Raw genomic sequence first — 21695 nt, 5'->3', positions numbered from 1 at the left:
AATTTGCCAATATCAGGCAGTCCCGCCCACGGTAAGGCTGTCAATTCGGAGGGTAGGTTGCCCAACTCCAACAGGAACGCTTTGCCCTTCCTTGCCGCAAACCCCTACGCCGCCATCGAGTTTGAGGTCATTTCCGATCATTGAGACCTGTTTTAGGGACTCTGGACCGCTGCCAATAATGGTGGCACCTTTAACGGGGTATTGGATTTTGCCGTTTTCAACCCAGTAGGCTTCTGAAGCAGAAAAAACAAATTTGCCGCTGGTGATATCCACTTGGCCACCGCCAAAATTGACCGCATACAAACCACGTTTAATGCTGGCCACGATTTCTTGAGGATCGTCTTTGCCAGCCAGCATGTAGGTATTTGTCATGCGCGGCATTGGAAGCGAGGCAAAGCTTTCTCGTCGACCATTTCCGGTGAGGGGCATATTCATTAAGCGTGCATTGAGGCTGTCCTGAATGTAACCCTTCAAAATGCCGTCCTCAATTAATGTGGTGCATTGCGTAGGTGTGCCTTCATCATCGATGTTTAAAGAGCCTCTACGTCCAGATAGGGTGCCATCATCCACTACAGTGACACCTTTTGCGGCAACACGTTGTCCAATTCGACCGGCAAATGCAGAAGAGCCCTTGCGATTAAAGTCGCCCTCAAGACCATGGCCAACTGCTTCATGCAAAAGGACACCAGGCCATCCTGGCCCCATCACTACAGTCATTGGGCCTGCTGGGGCAGGACGTGATTCTAGGTTTACTAAAGCGCCATCAACCGCTTCATCAACATAGCGATTGATAAGTTCTTGATCGAAGTACAGGTAGTCATGGCGCGCGCCACCACCGGAAGATCCAGATTCTCGGCGACCATTTTGTTCTGCAATGACATGAACGGAAACGCGCACCAAGGGGCGGACATCGGCAGCCAACAAGCCATCAGCCCTAACTACTAAAACTACATCAAACTCTCCAGCAAGACTTGCCATCACCTGAATGATGCGTGGATCACGCGCCTTAGCTCTGCGTTCAATGCTTTCTAGTAGCGCGATTTTTTCCTTGGGCTGTAGTGAGTCAAGGGGGTTGATATCTGAGTAAAGCTTATTGGATACGGGATTAAATAATTTGCTTGCAACTGCTTGCTTGCCACCTGCTGGCCCGATTACTCGAGTTGCCTTTGCTGCCTTGCTTAAAGCTTCTAAATTAATTTCATCTGAATAGGCAAAGGCAGTCTTATCACCATAGATAGCGCGCACCCCAACACCTTGATCAATATTGAAGCTGCCAGATTTAACGATGCCCTCTTCAAGACTCCAGCTCTCGCTGCGAGTATGTTGAAAGTAAAGGTCCGCATCATCAAGACGATGGGTAAACAGATGGCCAAAGGTGTGATGCAAATCTTGTTCTGATAATCCTGTTGGCTCAAGCAGAATAGATTTGGCTAATTTAATGAGGTCTGCTTGCTTTTTGGCTTTAGTCCAATTTGCAGGAAATAGTGCTTCTGGTGCATTCATGTGATTGGGCGAATCTTTCTTTAAAGCTTGCGATGTGCAAGTGCAGGTAGCTTAGAGCGTACCTCGTTTAATTTATCTTTGCACAAGACCCCAGAAATAAAGCCTTCTCCTTCAGGGAGATTGGCCAAGACCTCGCCCCAAGGGTCAATCAACATACTATTGCCCCAAGTGCGACGCTGGTTTTGATGTTTGCCACCTTGGGCTGAAGCTAGTACATAACTTTGGTTTTCAATGGCTCGGGCGCGCAACAGAATTTCCCAATGGTCTTTTCCGGTGGTGTAGGTAAATGCAGCGGGGATGATGTGGCAATCTACCTGACCTAGCGCGCGATAGAGTTCTGGAAAACGCAGGTCGTAACAAATACTTAAACCAAAAGCCCAATTATTGCCATCAACAGAAATATTTAGGATCCCCGGCTCATTTCCAGCTTCAATCGTTTCTGATTCTTGATAGCGCTCGGTTGCCGTTTGAAAGCCAAATAAATGAATTTTGTCGTAACGAGTAATTTGTTGGCCTGCAGGATCAAATACAAGAGTTGTATTGAGTACTTTATTTGGATCTCTTGCCTCAAGCGGAATAGTGCCAGCAACCAAATGCAGTTTGTTCTGTTTGGCAATCTGTGAGAGTTGCTCTTGGATAGGGCCGCTACCAATGCTTTCTCGTGCAGAGACTTTATCGGTGTCCTTAAGACCCATTAAGCAAAAGTATTCTGGCAGAACGGCTAATTGCGCCCCATCTGCTGCTGCCGCTGCTATGAGTCTGCTTGCTGTAGAAAGGTTCTCTTGCAAATTCGGAGTGGAGACCATCTGAATAGAGGCGACCTTGAGATTTGAGGAATTTACAGGTGTACTCATAGCAATCTAGTTTGTAGTCTTATTTGGAGCGCTTGAATTGTTTGGGTTGGTTTGTGGCCCCGTAGTGTTGTCCGGTTTGCTTTGCTCTTTAAGCAAGTCCTTGCTACGAATCGTATCTAATGTTTTTGTATCAATCGGCTGACCTTTTTGATCAAGCGGAATGACTTCTGGGTTATCCCATGATCCTTGTACTAAGTAGTCAGACTGTAGGTTGCGATTAATTTGGCTGGTAATGAGGTACTGCCCAACAAGGGCGCCAAGACCTACGATTGGGTTGATGGCAAATGCGGCTAAAGAGCCTGCGGTAGCATCAATTGTTGGAAAAATAGTGACACGTAAATCTTGAGTTTGCTTAGGGATATTAATTTGCCCAGTCATGGCAACGCGCGCCTGATCTAAGCCCATTGTGAATTGCTTGGTTTGAGCGACGCCTGCATTCAAATCAAACGAGGCATCAATCGTATTGAATGGCGTACCTTTGGTAACAATATTTCCTAGGCTACCTTTTAGGTCTAACGTGGCAAACCTAAACAAACTTTGCAAACTCAGAACATCTAGTAACTTTGCGCCACTGGTATTAACTTCTAAGAGGCGACCTTTTTCCAGATTTAAATTTGCCTTGCCTGCCAGGGTCTCATATTGAGGGTTAAAAGGAGAACCGTCCCAATCCGCATTTATTGTCAGCTTGCCTTGCCCGCCCTCTACTGACTTTTGATTGGTCCAGTGACCAATAATCTGGCCCGCATCCTTAATATCTAAATCAATATTTAAGTTGGTGTGTGCAGGGGTATTTTGCGTAGCGCCAACCCAACGACCAGTTGTGGTTGAGCTACCTTGTGGATTGTTAAATTGAACAGATTCGAAATTAATAGTATTGCCTATGGTCTTGGTTTTAATTTTTACCTGACCAAGCTGTGCTTTGTTCCAATCAAAATCGTCAATGGTTAATTCAATACTAGGTATCAATCCTGGGCCAACTTTATTTTTAGTCGGCGGGGTTTTTGAAGTTTGCTTTGTAGGGATTGCTACGCTAACAACCTCTTCAGGAATTTTTAAGCGCACAAGTCGTCCGCTAATTAAGTCACTACCATCAGATGTTGTAGCTGGTTGATATTGGATATTGCCAGCAACTTGAGGGGATCCTCTCAGGCGCAGTTGCCAGGCAGCGCCTTTATTGCTTGCAGCCAAATTAATATCCTGCCAGACGCGGTCAAACAAAGTTAATTGTTTTACTTGTGCCGAAACTTGGACATTGCTTGTAGTGTTTGGGTTAGCGCTTGCCCCAGATTTTTTTCTGCTTTGATTACTCAAAAATTCTTGCCAAGCATCTGCGTTCAACTCATTGCTAACAATATTTAGTGCAATGCCCTGTTGAGGAAGGGTGGCGGGTGCGCCAATGCCTACAGCCTGACGAGGGAGGTCATCGCCAGCAATTTCGCCTTGAATAAAGTAGGCGTCACCAATCTTTCCATCCCAAGTGAGGCGGCTGGAATTACTTTTTGTTTTGGCAAAGGTTTTAAGGTTCAGCTGACCAGACATCAAGGTGCCCGCCTGTTTTTTCAGGGGTGCGGGTGCAGCACTTCCCCAGTCACGCATGTCGATTTTTAGGCTAGTTTCGCTATTACCCTTGTTGAAATTAATAACGCCGTCATACCTAGCCACACCACTAAGGGATTGCAAAATAGGGGATGCTTGTACTGCTGCATCGTTTGCAAAGTAATTCTTGATAAAGTTCGCAGAAATATTTCCTGCGATGCTGTAGCTTTGGCTGCTTTGGTTAGGTGTTGTGCTCGAAATTTTAATGGAGCCACCAAGAAACTCAGCTGTAATATCTTCGAATTCTGGATTGACTTCGGTAATGCGGATTTTGCCTTTGAGATTTTCAAAAGGAGGTATGTCGGCCCACTGAACTCTATTGCCAGGGAAGTTAATTTGAATATCCGTATTGGTATCACGAGTACCGGATAGTGGAATTTTTAAGCCAAGACTTAAGTTGGTAGGCCCTGTAATCTTTAAATTTTTCTCAAGCTCAGCCTGTTTCTTGCCGACAGGTGAGGTAAATAAATAATCCAGGAGTTGTGGCGCATCGCCTTGTGCTTCGCCATTTACCGTCAGGATTAATTGCTTTGCACTAACACTTGGTATCTCAGCATGGAATTTGCTTAGGGCAACCTGTTTGTAGCTTGCCTGATCAATGTCTACCGTAAAGTTGGCATTCTGCATATTAATAACGCCATTCACGTTATTAAAGGCGGGCCATACACCTTGTGCGGGTGATGTGGAGGGCGCCGGGCTAAAGGTTGCGCCAATGATTGGTAGATTGAGCGTGAATTCTCCGGAGCCTGCTTTTGGGAAAGGCACCTCATTAGGGTCACCTTTAATATGGAGATTCCCCTTTTTAATTACTCCTGCATCAAAGGCTTTTCTTAAATAGGTTTTGACTTCGCTTCCCATACCAACTGGCAAATATCTATAAGCAGTTTTTAGATCAGCTTGTGCAAAGTCTATATCCAGCGTCATGAAGTCAGGCTTTTTAACATCGCCAATGATGTAGTTCAGATTGAGTGTTGTAGAAATCTCAGGATTACTTAGCGCTAACTGCTTTGCATTAATAACCCAGTTACCTTTTTGTTTTGACCAGGAAATTTGACCATTAGCTTTGTCTAGTTTTATTTTTGGATCCACTAATAGATCATTTATCTCCACTCCTAAATTATTGGATTGGATGGTGAAGCTTCCTTTGGCTTGATCTGCAGCGAGAAATCCTGACAGGTTCGATACGGAGGGCATGGATTTATTGATGCCGACAAAACTAACGTCAATCAGTTTTGCACTCACATTAAAGCCTAGTTTGCTTGATTTAAACCAGCCGCCGGGGATATTCAATGCTGATAAAGGGGATTTGCTCTCAGACCATGAGATATCCAGATCTTGCAGCTCTCCATCGGCTTTAGAAGCTTTAATCCATTGTTGGACTTTTTTAGAGAGTGGAAGATTAAGGGCAAATAAAGCAATATCCTCTACCGAAATCTTAGGCGATGAAAAGCCAAACTCTTTAATTTCTTCATCGCCTGCCGGTGGTCTCCAGCGGAAAGTCATGGGGCTTAAATGCTCCAAAGGAGTTGATTTTGGGCTTTCGGTATCACGCCATGCAAATGTCTTAGTAGTGATAGAGATCATTCCGTTATCAGTTTCCTGAGACAGGTTTGTTTCTAATCGCCCAAGAGCAATTGCATCTTCATTCTTAGATAGTTGAATTGTTAAATCATCGGCTGCAAGATAAATTTCTCCACCATCAGGCTTGCCGTTATCAATTTTTAACTTTCCCTTTGAGCTGAGTGCGCCCTCTAAAGTATTTAGTGGGAGGGAAAATTCATTCGCAATCTGACCAAGTTGAAGAGTATTTAAATTCCATGAGATAGTTCCAATCCAATCGCGCCAATTGCCTGCTTGGCCGCCGATGTGGTGGACTAAATCAATATCAAGTTGGAGTGGGCCCTTGGTCCAGGGGGTTGTTGCGCTGATTGAGCCTATGTGGCTGCGAATGCCGTTACTGAGAGTAAGACTTTGTATCTCTATCGCAGTAGACGGCTTCTTCTTGAGTTGATCTTCCCAAAATAATTTGACGTCATTTACTCGAATTTCGTTTTGAGAAAAAAGCCAATTCTCTGCAGAGTAATCATTAGACTTTCCATCAATCGAGATGCCTGCAACACTAATAGTGCCCTTGCTATTGCGTTGCGCATAAATTTCAGCGCCTTCAAAAGTGAGTTCTTGAAAAAATGGTGCGAGATGATAAAAGGAAGCCCAACTTAACTGTCCGTTTATCTTTTGTATGAATAAAAGAGGTTTTGTTTTTTCTGGGGCGTTAAAACGCAAGCCTTCGATTTCAAAATCGGGTCTAATTCCAGTCCATGAAACATGGAGTGAGTCCATCGATACATCAGCGCCAATTCGCGCGCTGATGAGTTTTTCAACTGAGGCTTTGGATTTCTCGATTTGAGGCCAAAGAACAAAACGCACCCCCACATGCACCAGCACAGAAAGGGTCAAAACTGCGCCCGCCAAAATCAAGGCACGCTTACGCCAAGTTCGACTCGAACCTTGAGGACGTTTAGCAAGCGCGCTCTTAAGGCGAGGCGGAATAATGTTTTGCAGCATGACCTCTATTATCCGTCAGCCTTAGCTTGATCGCCAAGCTTATGGCGGGGGATTTCAAGGTCGGATTAAGATGGGGGGATGGATGATTTTTCCCAACAAATCGATTTTTTGGAGCGGCACTCGACGTATGCGCGACGTTGGCTAAGTGCGCGCCCCGAATGGGTCGAGTGGCTTGCCATTCAGGGGCAAAAACAGGTTGATTTGCAAGGTATTAGGAATTTACTGGACGAGTGCCAAGTAATTCCTGCATCCAACGAGCAGGATGAGGCCGAGTGGATGGCCAATTTGCGCTTGGCAAGACAGCGCTTGATGTTATGGGTGGCATTTCGGGATCTAAATGGTTTGGCTGACTTGAATGAGGTCACCCACGCACTAAGTAATTTTGCTGAATTGGCGGTTTCTGCTTCGATTGCATTTATTCGAGAAGATCTCAAAAATCGTTTTGGTTTGCCTTGGAGTAATACGACCCAATCTGAAATGCCTCTCATGGTTGTTGGTATGGGTAAATTGGGTGGTCTTGAGTTAAACCTCTCTTCAGACATCGACCTCATATTTTTGTATGAGCATGAGGGTGAGACTACTGGCGGCCCTAAGAGTTTGTCTAACCACGAGTGGTTTACTCGAATGGGTAAGCGCTTAATCAAGTTACTTGCTGAGCATGATGCCAACGGCTTTGTATTCCGTGTAGATATGCGCCTTCGCCCTAATGGCGATTCAGGGCCTTTGGTATGCAGCTTAGACATGTTAGAGGAATACCTTATGGTGCAAGGTAGAGAGTGGGAGCGCTATGCCTGGATTAAAGGTAGGTTGATTGCGCCACTTCCAGGATCCCCAGACTTTGCTCATTGTCAAAAGGAGCTTGATCAACTGATTCGCCCCTTTGTATATCGCAGGCATTTGGACTACGGCGTTATTGCCTCTATTCGTGATCTGCATGCACAAATACAGGCCGAAGCAGAAAAGAGATCTTCGGGTCATCAAGGGCGTTCGCGTGACATTAAGCTAGGTCGCGGCGGCATACGAGAGATTGAGTTTTTAGCGCAAATGTTCCAGTTGATGAGGGGCGGCACAGATCCTCGCTTTAGAGTGCGCCCTAGCTTAGAAGTGTTAGAGCTCATTAAGCATTGCAATATTCTGCCTGCTCATGAGGTGGAGTCATTACAAGCTGCTTATATCTTCCTAAGACGTTTAGAGCATCGCATTCAGGTTTGGGATGATCAGCAAACACATTACCTGCCAGATGATCAAAGTGCGCGTGCGCGCTTGGCGGTTTCGATGCAAGGTCGAGATTCCAAAGCGGGTGATCTTATGGCCGAATTGGAACAACATCAAAATCATGTTGCGCACTTATTCGAAAAAGCCTTCTTGTTGGACGATGGTGCGCGCCTTGAAATAGCCCCCTTAGCTATTGGCTGGGTTCCTGATCAAGCATTCTTCCCTGGCTCTTGTGCGCGCTGGCAGGCTTGGGTAGATAGCCCAAAGCAAAAGTTATTACCTGAAAAAAGCCGTTTAATTTTCGATAACTTAATGTGTAAAGCCGCAGAAAGTTTGCAAAATGATGGCTCTACTTCAGCCCATGCAGATCAAACGCTATTACGTTTCTTTGATTTGCTTGAGGCGATTGCTAGGCGCAGTGCGTATCTTTCTATTTTGGCCGAGTACCCTAGAGCGCTATCGAATGTATTGGATTTACTCAAGGCATCTCAATGGGGCGCTCAATATTTAACGCGTCATCCTCATTTGTTAGATTACTTATTAAATTCTCAAGCTGAAAGAGCGCTGATTGAGGACCCGGCAAAGTATTGGGGTGAGGTGAGATCCAATCTCAATATGCAGCTTGATGATGTGATGTCTGATGGTGATGGCTCTGAGCAGGCAATGGATATTTTGCGAGTGACTCATCACAATGAAACGTTCATTACGCTATTGACGGATCTAGGAATTGGCGTGCAACAAGCGTTGCCGGTAGAGCAGGTAAGCGATCATTTATCAGCACTGGCAGACTTGATTCTGCAAACTACCTTTGAGCGAGTATGGCCAAGCGTGCTTAAGAAGTTTGAGTTACCTGCCGATACAAATCCACCTTTTGCTGTTATTTCTTATGGCAAGTTGGGCGGTAAAGAGTTGGGCTATGCATCTGATTTAGACATTATCTTTTTATATCAGGCAGATGAGGCTGATTACGCAGCCCAAGAAATTTATGCTTTGTTAGCAAAGCGAATGATTAACTGGCTTACAGCGTTTACTTCTACCGGCAGTCTATTTGAAATTGATACCCGCTTACGCCCCAATGGATCAGCTGGATTCTTGGTGACCAATGCGGAGGCTTTTAGGAAGTATCAGCTTCGTGAGGGTGACAATGCTGCTTGGGTTTGGGAGCATCAGGCTCTCACGCGTGCACGCTTCTCAGCGGGTAATTCGCTGGTGGGCTCATTCTTTGATTCGGTTCGCTCTGAAGTGTTAAGCCAACAAAGAAATATTGAGCAACTCCGCTCTGAAATCTTAGAGATGCGTCGCAAAGTCCATGCGGGCCACCCTAACGCTAATCCAGAATTTGACTTAAAGCACGACGCTGGCGGCATGGTGGATATTGAATTCATGGTCCAATTCTTAGTGCTTGCTTATGCTCATCAGCATCCAAAATTGATCGGCAATCTCGGTAATATTGCTTTGTTACAGATTGCTGGTGAGATTGGTTTGATTGCTCCTGAGGCAGCAAAATCTGTTGGCGATGCTTATCGCTTATTAAGGGCGCGCCAACATCGATTACGTTTAGACGGAGCTGAAAAAACTCGTGTCGATTTAGATCAAGAGCCTGAGTTCATTGCTGCTAGGGATGCAGTTCAAGCACTTTGGCTAGAAATATTTAAAGCGCCCTCTAATTTGAGCTAGAGCACCTTGTTGCTTAAGATGGTTACTTTAGTTTTGCTCTAATAATTCACGAGCATGGCGACGAGTGGTATCAGTAATGGTGGCTCCACCAAGCATTCTGGCTACTTCTTCGACTCGCTCAGTTCTGCCAAGGACTTGCACTTGCGAAACGGTCTTCTCGCCACTTTGCGATTTACTAATCTTGAAGTGATGATTGCCTTGAGCGGCTACCTGAGGTAAATGGGTTACGCATAAGATCTGATGGGACTGGCCTAATTGATGTAACAGCTTGCCAACTGTTTCGGCAACTGCTCCGCCAATGCCAGCATCGACTTCGTCAAATATGAGAGTCGGTGTAAATGAGGCCTTACTGGTAATGACGCTGATAGCTAAGCTGATGCGCGCTAATTCACCACCAGAAGCCACTTTTGCGAGCGAGCGAGGGGTACTACCAGCATGGCCGGCTACTAGGAATTCAATTTGCTCCAAGCCATGCGATCCACCTTCGTTTAGCGGCACCAGAGCAATCTCCAGGCGACCGCCTGCCATAGATAAATCTTGCATAGCGCTAGTTACTAAATCACCCAGCTCTTTTGCGGCCTTGCTACGTTTTTGTGTAAGTTGTTTTGCTAGCTTTAAGTAAGCCGCCTCTTCCAGCTTGACCTGCTCGCGAAGCGCTTCAATATTTTGGGAGGCTGTTAAGGCATCCAGCCGTTCCCCTGTCTCGAGCAGAAGCTTTGGTAGATCATCAGTTTCAGTGCGGTATTTACGAGCAGCACTATGCAATGCTTGCATGCGTTCTTCAACTTGCGCAAGGCGAGCCGGGTCCAGATCTATTTTTTGTAAGTAGCGATTGAGTCCATGAATCGCTTCGTCCAGCTGAATACTTGCTGACTCTAGTGATTGGCTGATGTCACTAAGGCTGGGGTCATGTTCAGCAAGTGCACTGATATTTCCACATACTTTAGACAGAGTGGATTCCAGTGAATTATCTGCGTCACTCAAAATGTCGATCGCCTCTTGGCAGCCGCCAATCAGCTTTGCGCCATTGGCTAAACGAGCATGTTCACTTTGAATGGTTGCCCATTCTCCTTCTTGTGGGGAAAGCTCAGTGAGTTCATCCAATTGCCACTGAAGGCGCTCGCGTTCACGCTCCACATCTTGACCAGCGTTTTCTGCTTGTTCAAGGCGACGACGTGAATCTGCAAGTGTTTTGAATGTTGTTGCTACCTCACTGGCCAGCGGCAGTAATCCAGCATGACTATCAAGGAGTTCTCGTTGAGCGCCTCCCTTTAGTAAAAGTTGGTGCGCATGTTGACCATGAATATCTACTAATTGATCGCCTGCTTCACGCAATTGCGTCAAGGTGGCAACGCTGCCATTAATAAAAGCACGGCTGCGACCATTGGCCTCCACCGTTCTTTTGAGTACTAGGCTTTGACCGTCATCCTCTTGTGGAAAACCTTGCTCATCAAGCCATTTACTCAACTCTTTAGACTGATCTGGCTCAATGCGAAAGAGGGCGGAGATTTCTGCTCGGTTGCAGCCTTCGCGAATTTGACTGCTATCAGCGCGCTCCCCCAGAGCTAGGCTAAGGGCATCTAGGAGGATGGATTTACCAGCGCCAGTCTCGCCTGTCAGAACGGTAAACCCGCTAGTGAGATCTAACTCTAGTTGATCAACAATGACAAAGTCACGAAGTGAGATGGTTTGAAGCATGTATTAGCGTAGCAAAAAACTCGACATCAGAATGTCGATGGGTACTCATTCCAGTGCAACTTCTCACGCAAAGTTTTGTAGTCGCTATGACTGCGCGGGTGCAATAGGGTAATTGTTTTGTCGGATTGACGAACTTCAATCTTGTCACCCGATTGCAAATCAGTTTGGGATTGCATATCAAAATTGACAATGACTTCGCGACCGTCAACCACCTCAATACTGGTTACACAGTCTTGCGGCAGCACGATTGGACGATTCGAAAGTGAGTGAGGCGCAATTGGCGCTAGCAAGATGCCGGCAACACGTGGATGCAAGATGGGTCCGCCTGCTGAGAGGGCATAAGCCGTTGAGCCAGTTGGGGTCGACACGATCAAACCGTCAGATCGTTGGTTGTACATGAATGAACCATTAACGTGAACCGCTAATTCCACCATCCCAGAAATTCCTGAACGATTTACGACCACATCGTTTAGCGCTAATGCGCGATTAATTTCTTTGCCCTTACGTAAAACAACGGCATCAAGCAATGTACGGGTATCCGCTTCGTATTCACCAGCAATAATTTTTGGAAGGATGTCTTTTACCGACTGAATGGGAATATCGGTCATATAGCCCAGACGTCCCATATTGATCCCAACCAGCGGCACATTGCTTCCTGCCAGTTGACGACCAATTCCTAGCATCGTGCCGTCGCCCCCAAGGACTACGACCAAATCAATTGCGCCGGCAAAGTCTTCTGCGGTCTTGGTGGGGAATTCTTTTAAACCCAAGTGTTGGGCTGTGGCCGCCTCTAAAAACACCTCGCAACCGAGGCTCTTGACCAGCTTAGCTAGGTCCTTTAGGTGCTCATCGATGCCGTCAGCATGGAATTTGCCGACAAGCGCAACCCGGCTAAATGCCTTCTTGGTGGAATTTGGGGATGGGCTTAACATATAACGATTAAACCATAGGCATAAAATCCCTTCCACCATGGATGAACGTTCCCGCGCCCTACTTAAAACCCTCATCGAGCGCTATATCGAGGAGGGTCAGCCTATAGGCTCCCGCACTCTGTCTAGATACTCGGGTTTAGACCTGTCGGCAGCCACCATCCGCAATGTCATGGCGGATTTGGAGGATATGGGCTTAGTGACTAGTCCCCATACTTCTGCTGGCCGAATCCCTACGCCACGAGGTTATCGCTTGTTCGTTGACACCATGGTGACAGTCCGTCCTTTAGAGGAGATGGCAGCCCGAGAGGTGGAAAAAGGCCTTTTGCCGGACTCCCCGCAACGCGTTTTGACCTCTGCTGCTCAGATTTTGTCGAACTTGACTCATTTCGCTGGGGTGGTGATGACGCCGAAGCGTGCCCAGGTTTTTAAGCACATTGAGTTTTTGCGCTTAGGTGAAGGCAAGATCTTATTAATTATGGTGACGCCAGAAGGAGATGTGCAAAACCGCATCTTGCCGACGACTCAAGATTACACGCCAAGTCAACTCATTGAGGCAGGCAACTTTATCAACACCCATTTTGCGGGTAAAAGTTTTGATCAAGTGCGCCTCCATCTGAAATCCGACTTAGACAATTTACGTACAGATATTTCTGGGTTGATGGCTTTGGCTTTGCAAAGCGGTGTTGCCGATTACGACATGAGTCGTGGCGACATGGTTTTATCTGGTGAACGTCGCTTGCTGAATGTTGGCGATTTAAGTTCTAACTTGGATAAGTTGCGCAAAATGTTTGACATGTTGGAGCAAAAATCAGTCCTAATGCAATTGCTTGATGTATCGAGTCATGCTGATGGCATTCAAATTTTTATTGGCGGCGAGAGTGACTTATTGCCTTATGAGGATCTGGCTGTGATCAGTGCCCCATATAGCGTTGATGGGCAGATAGTAGGCACGCTTGGCGTCATTGGACCGACACGTATGGCCTATGACAGAGTGATTCCAATTGTCGACATCACTTCAAAATTATTGTCCGGAGCACTGAGCTCCTGATCATCAATCTACACACATTTAACAACTAGAGACAAACTATCTTGAATCCGAACCCACATCTACGTGCCTCCAAAACAGCAGTCTTAGTACTGAACTTGGGCACGCCCTCAGCGCCAACATCAAAAGCAGTACGTGCTTATTTAAAAGAATTTCTTTCTGATCCGCGAGTCGTAGAAATTCCACGCATTATTTGGTGGTGCATTTTGAATGGCATCATTTTGCCAATTCGCAGTAGTGCCTCTGCAAAAAAATATGCCTCTATCTGGTTGCCAAAATTAGGCTCTCCTTTAATGCACTACTCACGTCTTCAGGCGAAAGAGCTTGGTGATAAATTTGCGAATGAGGGCCATACAGTGTTGGTGGATTTGGCGATGCGTTATGGACAACCCTCCACCCAGTCTGCCCTCGAGGGCCTGAAGGCGCAGGGCATGGAGCGCTTATTGGTGCTACCTTTGTATCCTCAGTACTCTGCCACCACTACAGCATCCAGCTTTGATGAAGTTTTTCGTGTTTTGAGTACTTGGCGTGATCAGCCTGAATTGCGCTTGGTAAAGCACTATCACGATAACCCTGCTTATATTGCGGCACTACGTGATCAAGTTTTAAGTAGCTGGGATAAAGATGGGCGACCTGACTTTGCTAAGGGCGACCGCTTTGTGATGTCGTTTCATGGATTGCCAAAACGCAATTTGATGAAAGGCGACCCCTACCACTGTGAGTGTTTAAAAACAGGACGTTTGCTTGGCGAGTCTCTTGGCTTGGAGCCGGGTCAATATCTTGTTACCTTCCAGTCACGCTTTGGTAAAGCCGAGTGGTTAAAGCCTTATACGGCCCCAACGATTGAAAAGCTGGCTAAAGAAGGTTGTCAACGGATTGATATTTTTTGCCCAGGATTTCCGGCTGACTGCTTAGAAACACTGGAAGAAATTGCTATGGAAGCTCGCGAAATCTTCTTGGAACATGGCGGCAAAGACTATCGCTATATTCCCTGCTTGAACAGCAACCCTAAGTGGATTGAGGCTTTGAGCGATATTGCTCATCATCATTTACAGGGTTGGTCTTTGGGGACGGAGTCTGAGGCTGAATTAGCTCAGCGCGCTGAAAGAGCTGAGTTGGCTGAAAAAGCAAAGACTTGAAATTGAATTGATTGACCCCACATTACAAAGTAATAGCCATCTTTAGAGAAAAGTAAAATAGCGTCTATGACACAAGAAAATCAAAACCCATCCCCAGAGCAAGAGAATCTTGCGGCAGATCCGGCCACTGAAGCTGCAGCAGAAACGCCAGCTGTAAAAACGCCAGAACAAGAAATTGCTGAGCTCAATCAAAAGATTGGCGAGTTACAAGATAATTTTTTACGCGCAAAAGCTGAGGGTGAAAACATTCGCCGCCGCGCTGTTGAAGATATTGCTAAAGCGCATAAATTTGCGATTGAAAGTTTTGCCGAGCATTTGGTGCCAGTGACAGATAGTCTCTATGCAGCATTGAGTACTGATGCGGTGGATGCCAAAGCATTTAAAGAGGGCTTAGAAATCACCCTCAAGCAATTGCTCTCCGCATTTGAGAAGGGCCGTATGACGGAAATTAACCCTGCGGTTGGGGATAAATTTGACCCCCATCATCACCAGGCGATTGCTTCGGTGCCATCAGAGCAAGAACCCAATACCGTGGTTTCAGTGCTGCAGCGTGGCTATACCGTGGCAGATCGGGTCCTCAGACCTGCTTTGGTGACGGTTAGCGCCCCTAAATAAAGAGAAAATCGGGGTAAAACCCCAAAAAAGGCATAAAAAAGGCAGATTTCTGCCTTTTTTGCTATTTAGCCCCTTGAAATCCCTTTTTTAGACCCCATTTACTGGGTATCGAAATATTCATTAGTACAACAAATAATTTAATTTTTTGGAGCAATTATGGGAAAGATTATCGGTATTGACTTAGGAACCACGAATTCATGTGTTTCAGTCGTTGAAAACAATGCACCTAAAGTTGTCGAGAACGCCGAGGGCGGTCGTACAACTCCATCAATCATCGCTTACGTTGAAGATGGCGAAGTATTGGTTGGTGCGCCAGCAAAACGTCAATCAGTGACGAATCCTAAAAACACTATCTATGCAGTGAAGCGTTTGATGGGTCGTAAATTTACAGATCCTGAAGTGCAAAAAGATATTAGCCTCATGCCGTACGAAATTGTTCAAGCAGACAATGGCGACGCTTGGGTATCAGCACGCGACAAGAAAATGGCGCCACAGCAAGTGTCCGCTGAAATTTTGCGTAAGATGAAAAAAACTGCCGAAGACTATCTCGGTGAAGAAGTGACAGAAGCGGTTATTACTGTTCCTGCATACTTCAATGACAGCCAACGTCAAGCAACTAAAGATGCTGGCCGTATTGCTGGCTTGGATGTAAAGCGCATCATTAACGAACCAACTGCAGCCGCTTTGGCATTTGGCTTGGACAAGCAAGACAAAGTAGATCGCAAGATCGCTGTGTATGACTTGGGTGGCGGTACATTCGACGTTTCTATCATTGAGATTGCTAACGTTGATGGTGAGAAGCAGTTTGAAGTGCTTTCAACTAACGGCGACACCTTCTTAGGTGGTGAAGACTTTGACCAACGCATCATTGACTGGATCATTGCTGAGTTCAAGAAAGAACAAGGCGTTGATTTGAGCAAAGACGTATTGGCATTGCAGCGCTTAAAAGATGCTGCTGAAAAAGCCAAGATTGAATTGTCATCCGCTCAACAAACAGAGATCAATTTGCCATACGTGACAGCTGACGCTAGCGGTCCTAAGCATTTGAACTTGAAGTTGACTCGTGCCAAGCTGGAGTCTTTGGTGGAAGAGTTGATCAAGCGTACTGCTGGTCCTTGCTTAACTGCCATTAAAGATGCTGGCGTAAACGTAGCAGATATCGACGACGTCATTTTGGTCGGTGGTCAAACACGTATGCCTGCGGTTCAGGACAAAGTAAAAGAAATCTTTGGCAAAGAGCCACGTAAAGACGTTAACCCAGATGAAGCTGTTGCTGTTGGTGCTGCGATTCAAGGTTCTGTATTGTCTGGCGACCGTAAAGACGTATTGCTCTTGGACGTTACCCCATTGTCATTGGGTATCGAAACTCTTGGCGGCGTAATGACCAAGATGATTCCTAAGAACACAACGATTCCTACTAAGCATTCACAGGTTTACTCCACTGCGGAAGACAACCAGCCTGCTGTAACTATTAAGTGCTTCCAAGGTGAGCGCGAGATGGCTGCGGCTAACAAATTGCTTGGTGAATTTAACCTCGAGGGTATTGCTCCTGCTCAGCGCGGTATGCCACAAATTGAAGTGACCTTTGACATCGATGCCAACGGTATTTTGCACGTAACTGCAAAAGATAAAACGACTGGTAAAGAAAACAAGATCACCATCAAGGCAAACTCTGGCCTGACCGAAGAAGAAATTCAACGCATGGTTAAAGACGCTGAGGCGAATGCTGCTGAAGATAAGAAAGCATTAGAGCTGGTTACTGCCCGCAATACTGCTGATGCTTTGGCTCACTCAACCAAGAAGGCTTTGGAAGAGCATGGTGCTAGCTTAGAAGCCTCTGAAAAAGAAGCGATTGAAGCGGCCCTCAAGGACTTGGATGAAGCTATTAAAGGTAGCGACAAAGAAGCGATTGAAGCAAAAACAGAAGCATTGGGTAAGGCAAGTCAGAAGCTGGGCGAAAAAGTCATGGCTGCTGAGCAAGCTAAAGCTGGTGGCGCTGCTGCTGGTGCGGCTCCAGGCGGCGCAGCTCCTGGCCAAGCCCCTGATGCAGACGTTGTTGACGCTGATTTCAAAGAGGTTGATGACAAGAAGTAATTCTGAAATCAGACATTCATTGACGTAGTTTTGATGTACTTAAATAACAAGTCGGCCTCGTGCCGACTTGTGTCATTCAGGTTGTTGAGAGGAATAGGCCGTGCCTAAAAGTAAACGCGATTTTTATGAAGTGCTGGGTGTATCAAAAGGCGCCAGCGACGAAGAGCTAAAAAAGGCTTATCGCAAGATGGCGATGAAACATCATCCAGATCGCAATCCAGATAGCAAAACGGCTGAAGCTCAATTTAAAGAAGTTAAGGAAGCCTACGAAACCTTAACTGACCCTAATAAGCGAGCTGCCTACGATCAGTACGGTCATGCTGGCGTAGATCCTTCGATGGGTGGCGGATTTGGCGGTGGCGGTTTCGGTGGCGGTGGATTTGCCGATGCATTCGGCGACATCTTTGGTGATATTTTTGGTCAAGGCGGCGGTCGCCAATCCGGCCCACAGGTCTATAAAGGCGCAGACTTGCGCTACAACATGGACATTACGCTGGAGCAAGCTGCTGAGGGATATACAACCCAAATTCGCGTGCCAAGTTGGAGTAATTGCAAGCCCTGCCATGGCACAGGTGCAGAACCGGGATCCAAAGCTGAGACCTGTACCACTTGTAATGGTCATGGTCAGGTACGTGTGCAACAAGGCTTTTTCTCCATGCAGCAAACTTGCCCTAAGTGCCGCGGCACTGGTGAGTACATTCCAAAGCCCTGCAAAACTTGTCACGGCACTGGAAAACATAAAGAACAAAAAACACTCGAAATCAAAATACCAGCAGGTATCGATGATGGCATGCGCGTGCGTTCTGTTGGTAACGGCGAACCCGGCATCAATGGTGGACCATCTGGCGATCTCTATGTTGAGGTTCGCGTAAAGCCGCATAAAGTATTTGAACGTGATGGTAGCGATTTGCATGTGCAAATGCCAATCTCTTTTGCCACTGCAACGATCGGTGGTGAAATTGAAGTGCCAACACTCTCTGGCCGCGTTGAGTTTCCGATTCCAGAAGGTACGCAGACTGGTAAGACTTTCCGTTTGCGCAATAAAGGTATTAAAGCCTTACGCTCAACCTTGGTAGGCGATCTTTTCGTTCACGTCTTGGTGGAGACTCCAGTCAAGCTGACCGATGAGCAGAAGAAATTGCTGCAGAAGTTTGATGACAGCCTCAAATCTGGTGGCGACAAACATAGCCCTCAGCAAAAGGGCTGGTTTGATGGTGTGAAGAGTTTCTTTAGTTAGAAATTGTTGAGTCGGCTAGCTGGCAATTAGCCAGCAAAGCCGTGCTCTGGTCCTGGGAATTTCCCAGACTTCACTTCTCGTACGTAAGCCTTAATGGCCGCCTCTACAGAGTGGTGACCATCTATAAAGTTTTTGACAAACTTTGGCGGCTTGCCTGGGCTAATGCCCAACATATCCTGAAGCACTAATACCTGACCAGAGCAATCTGGTCCAGCACCAATACCAATCGTTGGAATATGCAGTTCGGCAGTAATTCTTTCGCCTAGTGATGAGGGGATGGCTTCGAGCACAACCATTTGCGCACCAGCTTCCTGACAAGCAAGTGCTTGTTCGAGCATAACGCTGGCAGCATCTTTAGATTTGCCTTGTACCTTGTAACCACCTAGGACGTGAACGGATTGCGGCAGTAGGCCCAAGTGTGCGCATACGGGAACACTGCGCTCTACCAAGTGACGAATGACATCTACTTGCCAATCGCCACCACCCTCAAGTTTGACCATGTCTGCACCAGCTCGCATCAGTTGAGCAGATGACTCCAATGCTTGAACTGGATCTCCATAGCTTGCGAAAGGAAGATCAGCAATCAAAAAAGCATGTGTATTGGCGCGGGCCACACACTCGGTGTGATAAGCGACTTGCTCTACTGTCACCGGCGTTGTACTGGAATGTCCTTGAATCACATTACCAAGAGAGTCACCAACCAAAATTGTTTCAACTCCGCAGCGATTCAGCAGTGCGGACATAGTTGAATCATATGCTGTGAGCATAGAAATTTTTTCACCCTCAGCATGCATTGCGAGGAGCTTGGTAATTGTGATTGGCTTATCGCCTTGTAAGTAACCCATGGCGAGAGTTTAATGAATTAATGTGCCGATTGGCTATAAACGTCTTTTTCCCCGCAATTGCAGTTCCTGCAGGGGAGTTTTTCAATTCTTTGGTGGGCAACGTTCGGTAAATAGGCTTTGAGCTCACCCCATTGCGGCAAGAAGATTTCGGGGGCTATTTCCAGGAGAGGCAGGAGTACAAATGAGCGCTCAATGATTTTGGGATGAGGAAGCATGAGCTCCGTCTCATTTTGAGTCACCCCTTCAAATGAGAGGATATCGAGATCAAGGGTGCGTGGAGCATTTGCATAAGGGCGCTCACGACCGAACTCTTGTTCAATCGTTTGGCAAACATGCAACAGGCCGTAAGGAGATAGTTCGGTTTCTACTTCAATAACGGCGTTGATGTAATCGCCACCAGTGGCTTCAACGGGCGCGCTTTGATAAAAGCAGCTTTTTGCCAGAATTTGGAGTTCAGAACGTAATGCTAAGCAAACAATGGCATCAGTAATGAGCTGACGCGTGTCGCCAATATTGCCGCCAAATCCGATATATGCCCGTGCCATAGAGTTCCAAACTAGAGATGGAACTACTTTACTGAAATTTCTCTAAGTCTGCTTAGCTCCCTGCACCCTCTGGAGGGATGGCAGATTTTGGCTTTCTACGACGTCGTCTTTTGGCTGGGCTGGCAGTATTTCCGGATTCATTTTTAGCGCTAGCCATGAGCTCTTCTTGCCCGGCTGGGTCTGCCGCAATGAAGTCTGTCCACCATTGACCAATTGCTGGATTTAGCTCCCCGGTAGCGCAGCGAAGCAGCATAAAGTCATAACCCGCACGAAAACGTGGGGATTCGATGAGGCGGAAGGGATAGCGGCCTACGCGTCTCTCAAAGCGCGGCTGCATTGACCAAATCTCACGCATATCGCTTTCAAAGCGTCTTTGAATGGTCATGCCACTACTTTGGGTGGTGATCGTATCATCCATAGCATCATGAAGAGCAGGGATATTGGCCATGCCTTTGCTGGAGTTGGTTTTCCAGTTCTTCAATAGATCAGGCCAAAGCAATGTGGCGAATAAAAAGCCAGCTGAAACACTTTTTCCTGATTGAATGCGTTCATCCGTATTCGCCAATGCAAGCTTTACAAAATCATTGGCACCTTTGGAATCCTCACCATCATCCAGAATGTGATCGAGCAACGGCAGCAGTCCATGATGCAGCCCTGCTTCTTTTAAACCTTGAATTGCTCGCCAAGAGTAGCCCGACATCAAAAGCTTAAGAATTTCATCAAACAGTCTGGCCGAAGGAACATCGTTTAGTAATTTGCCGAGTTTTGCAATTGGTGCGCGTGTAGCGCTATCCAATTCAAAACCAGTCTTGGCAGCAAATCGGACTGCTCTGAGCATGCGTACGGGATCTTCGCGATAACGTTTTGCTGGGTCACCAATCATGCGCAAAGTTTTCTTTTGCATATCCGCCATACCGCCGTGATAGTCGAGCACGGTCTCGGAGGATGGGTCGTAATACATGGCATTAATTGTGAAATCTCGTCTTGCCGCATCTTCGCCCTGCGATCCCCAGACGTTATCGCGCAGAATGCGACCGCTCTCTGCGACATGGTCTCCGGCGTTATCCAGTAAGGCTCTGAAGGTCGATACTTCAATGATTTCAGGGTGACCTTTGCCAAAAAAAGTCACATGTACAATCTGAAAGCGACGCCCAATAAGACGAGCTTTGCGAAATAGTCTTTGTACTTGGTCTGGTGTCGCATTAGTAGCAACGTCAAAATCTTTAGGGCTAATTCCAAGAGCAAGATCGCGTACAGCACCGCCAACAATAAATGCCTCGTAACCTGCTTGCTGCAAAGTATGAGTTACCTTGACTGCATTCTTAGAAAGTAAGTGAGGGTCAATGCGATGTGATTTTTTAGGGATGCGTTTTGGCGCTCCAGTATTGCTTGCGTGTGTGTGCTTGACCATTGGGTCACGCCGCAAAATACGTTTGATAAATTTAGTGATCATGCAAACAATTCAAGAATAGGCCAGTTACGCTGCTTGGCTTCGTTGCGAAGGCGATCGTCTGGATTGGTGGCGACAGGATGGCTGACCTTTTCAAGTAAGGGTAGGTCATTCATCGAGTCAGAATAAAAATAACTGTAAGGCAGGGTGTCCAGTGACAGCTTTTGAGAAGCTAGCCAATCATGCAGGTTCTGAATCTTGCCTTCCCGAAAATTAGGAATGCCGCTGACTTCGCCGGTGTAGTTAGCCAAAGGCTCATTGCCCTTGGTCGCTGGCTCTGTAGCAATCAGATGTTCAATGCCAAAGCTTTCTACGATTGGACGCGTTACAAAACTATTGGTGGCTGTAATTACACAGCAGAGATCACCAGCATCTTGGTGACGTTTAACGAGATCTAGCGCTTCTTGTCGGAGTTGTCCGTTAATCACTTCTTGCATGAAGGCGTCATGCCATTCTTTGAGTTGCGCGCGCGAGTGCTCAGAAAGCGGCTTTAGAGCAAAGCGCAGAAATTCATGAATGTCGAGCTTGCCTTCTTTGTAGTCTTGATAAAAACGTTCATTCTGCCTTGCGTAGTATTCGCTATCAACAACGCCAATGCGAGCCAAAAATTGGCCCCATTCATAATCGCTATCGCAGGGCAACAGGGTGTGGTCTAAATCAAAAAGGGCTAACTGAGTCACGAATG

General features: G+C 46.6%; 15 protein-coding genes. 6 read left to right on the top strand and 9 right to left on the bottom strand.

Going from position 1 to position 21695, the window contains the following annotated elements; genetic code table 11:
* Nucleotides 1-12: 12 nt before the first annotated feature.
* The 3 genes from tldD to ICN10_RS03100 are packed head-to-tail and all read right to left on the bottom strand — an operon-like array spanning nucleotide 13 to nucleotide 6518.
* Nucleotides 13-1503, bottom strand: a complete 1491-nt coding sequence (gene tldD / locus ICN10_RS03110) for a metalloprotease TldD (RefSeq protein ID WP_255536791.1) — start codon at nucleotides 1501-1503, stop codon at nucleotides 13-15.
* Between the two features lie 20 nt (nucleotides 1504-1523).
* Nucleotides 1524-2357 carry a carbon-nitrogen hydrolase family protein gene (locus ICN10_RS03105; RefSeq protein ID WP_216212476.1) on the bottom strand — a complete coding sequence of 278 codons (834 nt, stop codon included), beginning with the start codon at nucleotides 2355-2357 and terminating at the stop codon, nucleotides 1524-1526.
* A gap of 6 nt (nucleotides 2358-2363) precedes the next feature.
* Entirely contained in the window at nucleotides 2364-6518 is a 4155-nt protein-coding gene (locus ICN10_RS03100; RefSeq protein ID WP_216861047.1) for a YhdP family protein, read from the bottom strand.
* A gap of 78 nt (nucleotides 6519-6596) precedes the next feature.
* On the opposite strand from ICN10_RS03100, the gene glnE reads away from it, so the two are divergent.
* Nucleotides 6597-9410 carry a bifunctional [glutamate--ammonia ligase]-adenylyl-L-tyrosine phosphorylase/[glutamate--ammonia-ligase] adenylyltransferase gene (gene glnE, locus ICN10_RS03095; protein ID WP_216212472.1) on the top strand — a complete coding sequence of 938 codons (2814 nt, stop codon included), beginning with the start codon at nucleotides 6597-6599 and terminating at the stop codon, nucleotides 9408-9410.
* Between the two features lie 27 nt (nucleotides 9411-9437).
* Here the strand turns inward: glnE and recN are convergent, their stop codons facing one another.
* Both recN and ICN10_RS03085 read right to left on the bottom strand, forming a co-directional pair.
* The gene (recN, locus tag ICN10_RS03090; RefSeq protein ID WP_216212467.1) at nucleotides 9438-11108 is read right to left on the bottom strand and encodes a DNA repair protein RecN; all 1671 of its coding nucleotides are present in this window, start codon (nucleotides 11106-11108) and stop codon (nucleotides 9438-9440) included.
* A gap of 26 nt (nucleotides 11109-11134) precedes the next feature.
* Nucleotides 11135-12040, bottom strand: a complete 906-nt coding sequence (locus tag ICN10_RS03085; protein ID WP_216212464.1) for an NAD kinase — start codon at nucleotides 12038-12040, stop codon at nucleotides 11135-11137.
* A gap of 37 nt (nucleotides 12041-12077) precedes the next feature.
* Between ICN10_RS03085 and hrcA the strand changes: the two genes are divergently transcribed.
* The 5 genes from hrcA to dnaJ all read left to right on the top strand — a co-directional run bounded on the left by hrcA (nucleotide 12078) and on the right by dnaJ (nucleotide 18170).
* On the top strand, nucleotides 12078-13088 hold the full coding sequence (hrcA, locus tag ICN10_RS03080) for a heat-inducible transcriptional repressor HrcA (protein WP_216212461.1): 1011 nt from the start codon (nucleotides 12078-12080) through the stop codon (nucleotides 13086-13088).
* A 41-nt stretch (nucleotides 13089-13129) separates the two neighbouring features.
* Nucleotides 13130-14224, top strand: a complete 1095-nt coding sequence (gene hemH / locus ICN10_RS03075; protein WP_216212458.1) for a ferrochelatase — start codon at nucleotides 13130-13132, stop codon at nucleotides 14222-14224.
* Nucleotides 14225-14290: 66 nt separating this feature from the next.
* Nucleotides 14291-14839: a nucleotide exchange factor GrpE gene (grpE, locus tag ICN10_RS03070; RefSeq protein WP_068320874.1), complete on the top strand. Its 549-nt coding sequence runs from the start codon at nucleotides 14291-14293 to the stop codon at nucleotides 14837-14839.
* A 156-nt stretch (nucleotides 14840-14995) separates the two neighbouring features.
* Entirely contained in the window at nucleotides 14996-16933 is a 1938-nt protein-coding gene (gene dnaK / locus ICN10_RS03065) for a molecular chaperone DnaK (protein WP_216212455.1), read from the top strand.
* Between the two features lie 100 nt (nucleotides 16934-17033).
* On the top strand, nucleotides 17034-18170 hold the full coding sequence (gene dnaJ, locus ICN10_RS03060) for a molecular chaperone DnaJ (RefSeq protein ID WP_216212451.1): 1137 nt from the start codon (nucleotides 17034-17036) through the stop codon (nucleotides 18168-18170).
* 26 nt (nucleotides 18171-18196) lie between these two features.
* On the opposite strand, the gene panB is transcribed toward dnaJ, so the two are convergent.
* Genes panB through ICN10_RS03040 form a run of 4 tightly spaced genes read right to left on the bottom strand, consistent with a single transcriptional unit; the run spans nucleotide 18197 to nucleotide 21690 of the window.
* Nucleotides 18197-19015 carry a 3-methyl-2-oxobutanoate hydroxymethyltransferase gene (gene panB, locus ICN10_RS03055; RefSeq protein ID WP_216212448.1) on the bottom strand — a complete coding sequence of 273 codons (819 nt, stop codon included), beginning with the start codon at nucleotides 19013-19015 and terminating at the stop codon, nucleotides 18197-18199.
* A 17-nt stretch (nucleotides 19016-19032) separates the two neighbouring features.
* Nucleotides 19033-19560, bottom strand: a complete 528-nt coding sequence (gene folK / locus ICN10_RS03050; protein WP_068320865.1) for a 2-amino-4-hydroxy-6-hydroxymethyldihydropteridine diphosphokinase — start codon at nucleotides 19558-19560, stop codon at nucleotides 19033-19035.
* A gap of 52 nt (nucleotides 19561-19612) precedes the next feature.
* On the bottom strand, nucleotides 19613-21013 hold the full coding sequence (gene pcnB / locus ICN10_RS03045) for a polynucleotide adenylyltransferase PcnB (RefSeq protein WP_216212444.1): 1401 nt from the start codon (nucleotides 21011-21013) through the stop codon (nucleotides 19613-19615).
* Nucleotides 21010-21690, bottom strand: a complete 681-nt coding sequence (locus ICN10_RS03040; protein ID WP_216212441.1) for an HAD-IB family hydrolase — start codon at nucleotides 21688-21690, stop codon at nucleotides 21010-21012. Before ICN10_RS03040 ends, pcnB begins: the two co-directional genes overlap by 4 nt.
* Nucleotides 21691-21695 lie beyond the last annotated feature (5 nt).

It is taken from the genome of Polynucleobacter sp. 86C-FISCH, assembly GCF_018882415.1.
GTDB lineage: Bacteria > Pseudomonadota > Gammaproteobacteria > Burkholderiales > Burkholderiaceae > Polynucleobacter.
The sequence above is the reverse complement of the archived record's forward strand: the minus strand, read 5'-3'. Positions and strand labels throughout refer to the sequence as shown.

What these genes read in the sequence shown, in the direction of transcription:
- ICN10_RS03100 (WP_216861047.1), bottom strand. Translation starts at nt 6,518, where the DNA reads ATGCTGCAAAACATTATTCCGCCTCGCCTTAAGAGCGCGCTTGCTAAA.
- ICN10_RS03085 (WP_216212464.1), bottom strand. Translation starts at nt 12,040, where the DNA reads ATGTTAAGCCCATCCCCAAATTCCACCAAGAAGGCATTTAGCCGGGTT.
- pcnB (WP_216212444.1), bottom strand. Translation starts at nt 21,013, where the DNA reads ATGATCACTAAATTTATCAAACGTATTTTGCGGCGTGACCCAATGGTC.
- panB (WP_216212448.1), bottom strand. Translation starts at nt 19,015, where the DNA reads ATGGGTTACTTACAAGGCGATAAGCCAATCACAATTACCAAGCTCCTC.
- hrcA (WP_216212461.1), top strand. Translation starts at nt 12,078, where the DNA reads ATGGATGAACGTTCCCGCGCCCTACTTAAAACCCTCATCGAGCGCTAT.
- dnaK (WP_216212455.1), top strand. Translation starts at nt 14,996, where the DNA reads ATGGGAAAGATTATCGGTATTGACTTAGGAACCACGAATTCATGTGTT.
- folK (WP_068320865.1), bottom strand. Translation starts at nt 19,560, where the DNA reads ATGGCACGGGCATATATCGGATTTGGCGGCAATATTGGCGACACGCGT.
- glnE (WP_216212472.1), top strand. Translation starts at nt 6,597, where the DNA reads ATGGATGATTTTTCCCAACAAATCGATTTTTTGGAGCGGCACTCGACG.
- grpE (WP_068320874.1), top strand. Translation starts at nt 14,291, where the DNA reads ATGACACAAGAAAATCAAAACCCATCCCCAGAGCAAGAGAATCTTGCG.
- tldD (WP_255536791.1), bottom strand. Translation starts at nt 1,503, where the DNA reads ATGAATGCACCAGAAGCACTATTTCCTGCAAATTGGACTAAAGCCAAA.
- ICN10_RS03105 (WP_216212476.1), bottom strand. Translation starts at nt 2,357, where the DNA reads ATGAGTACACCTGTAAATTCCTCAAATCTCAAGGTCGCCTCTATTCAG.
- recN (WP_216212467.1), bottom strand. Translation starts at nt 11,108, where the DNA reads ATGCTTCAAACCATCTCACTTCGTGACTTTGTCATTGTTGATCAACTA.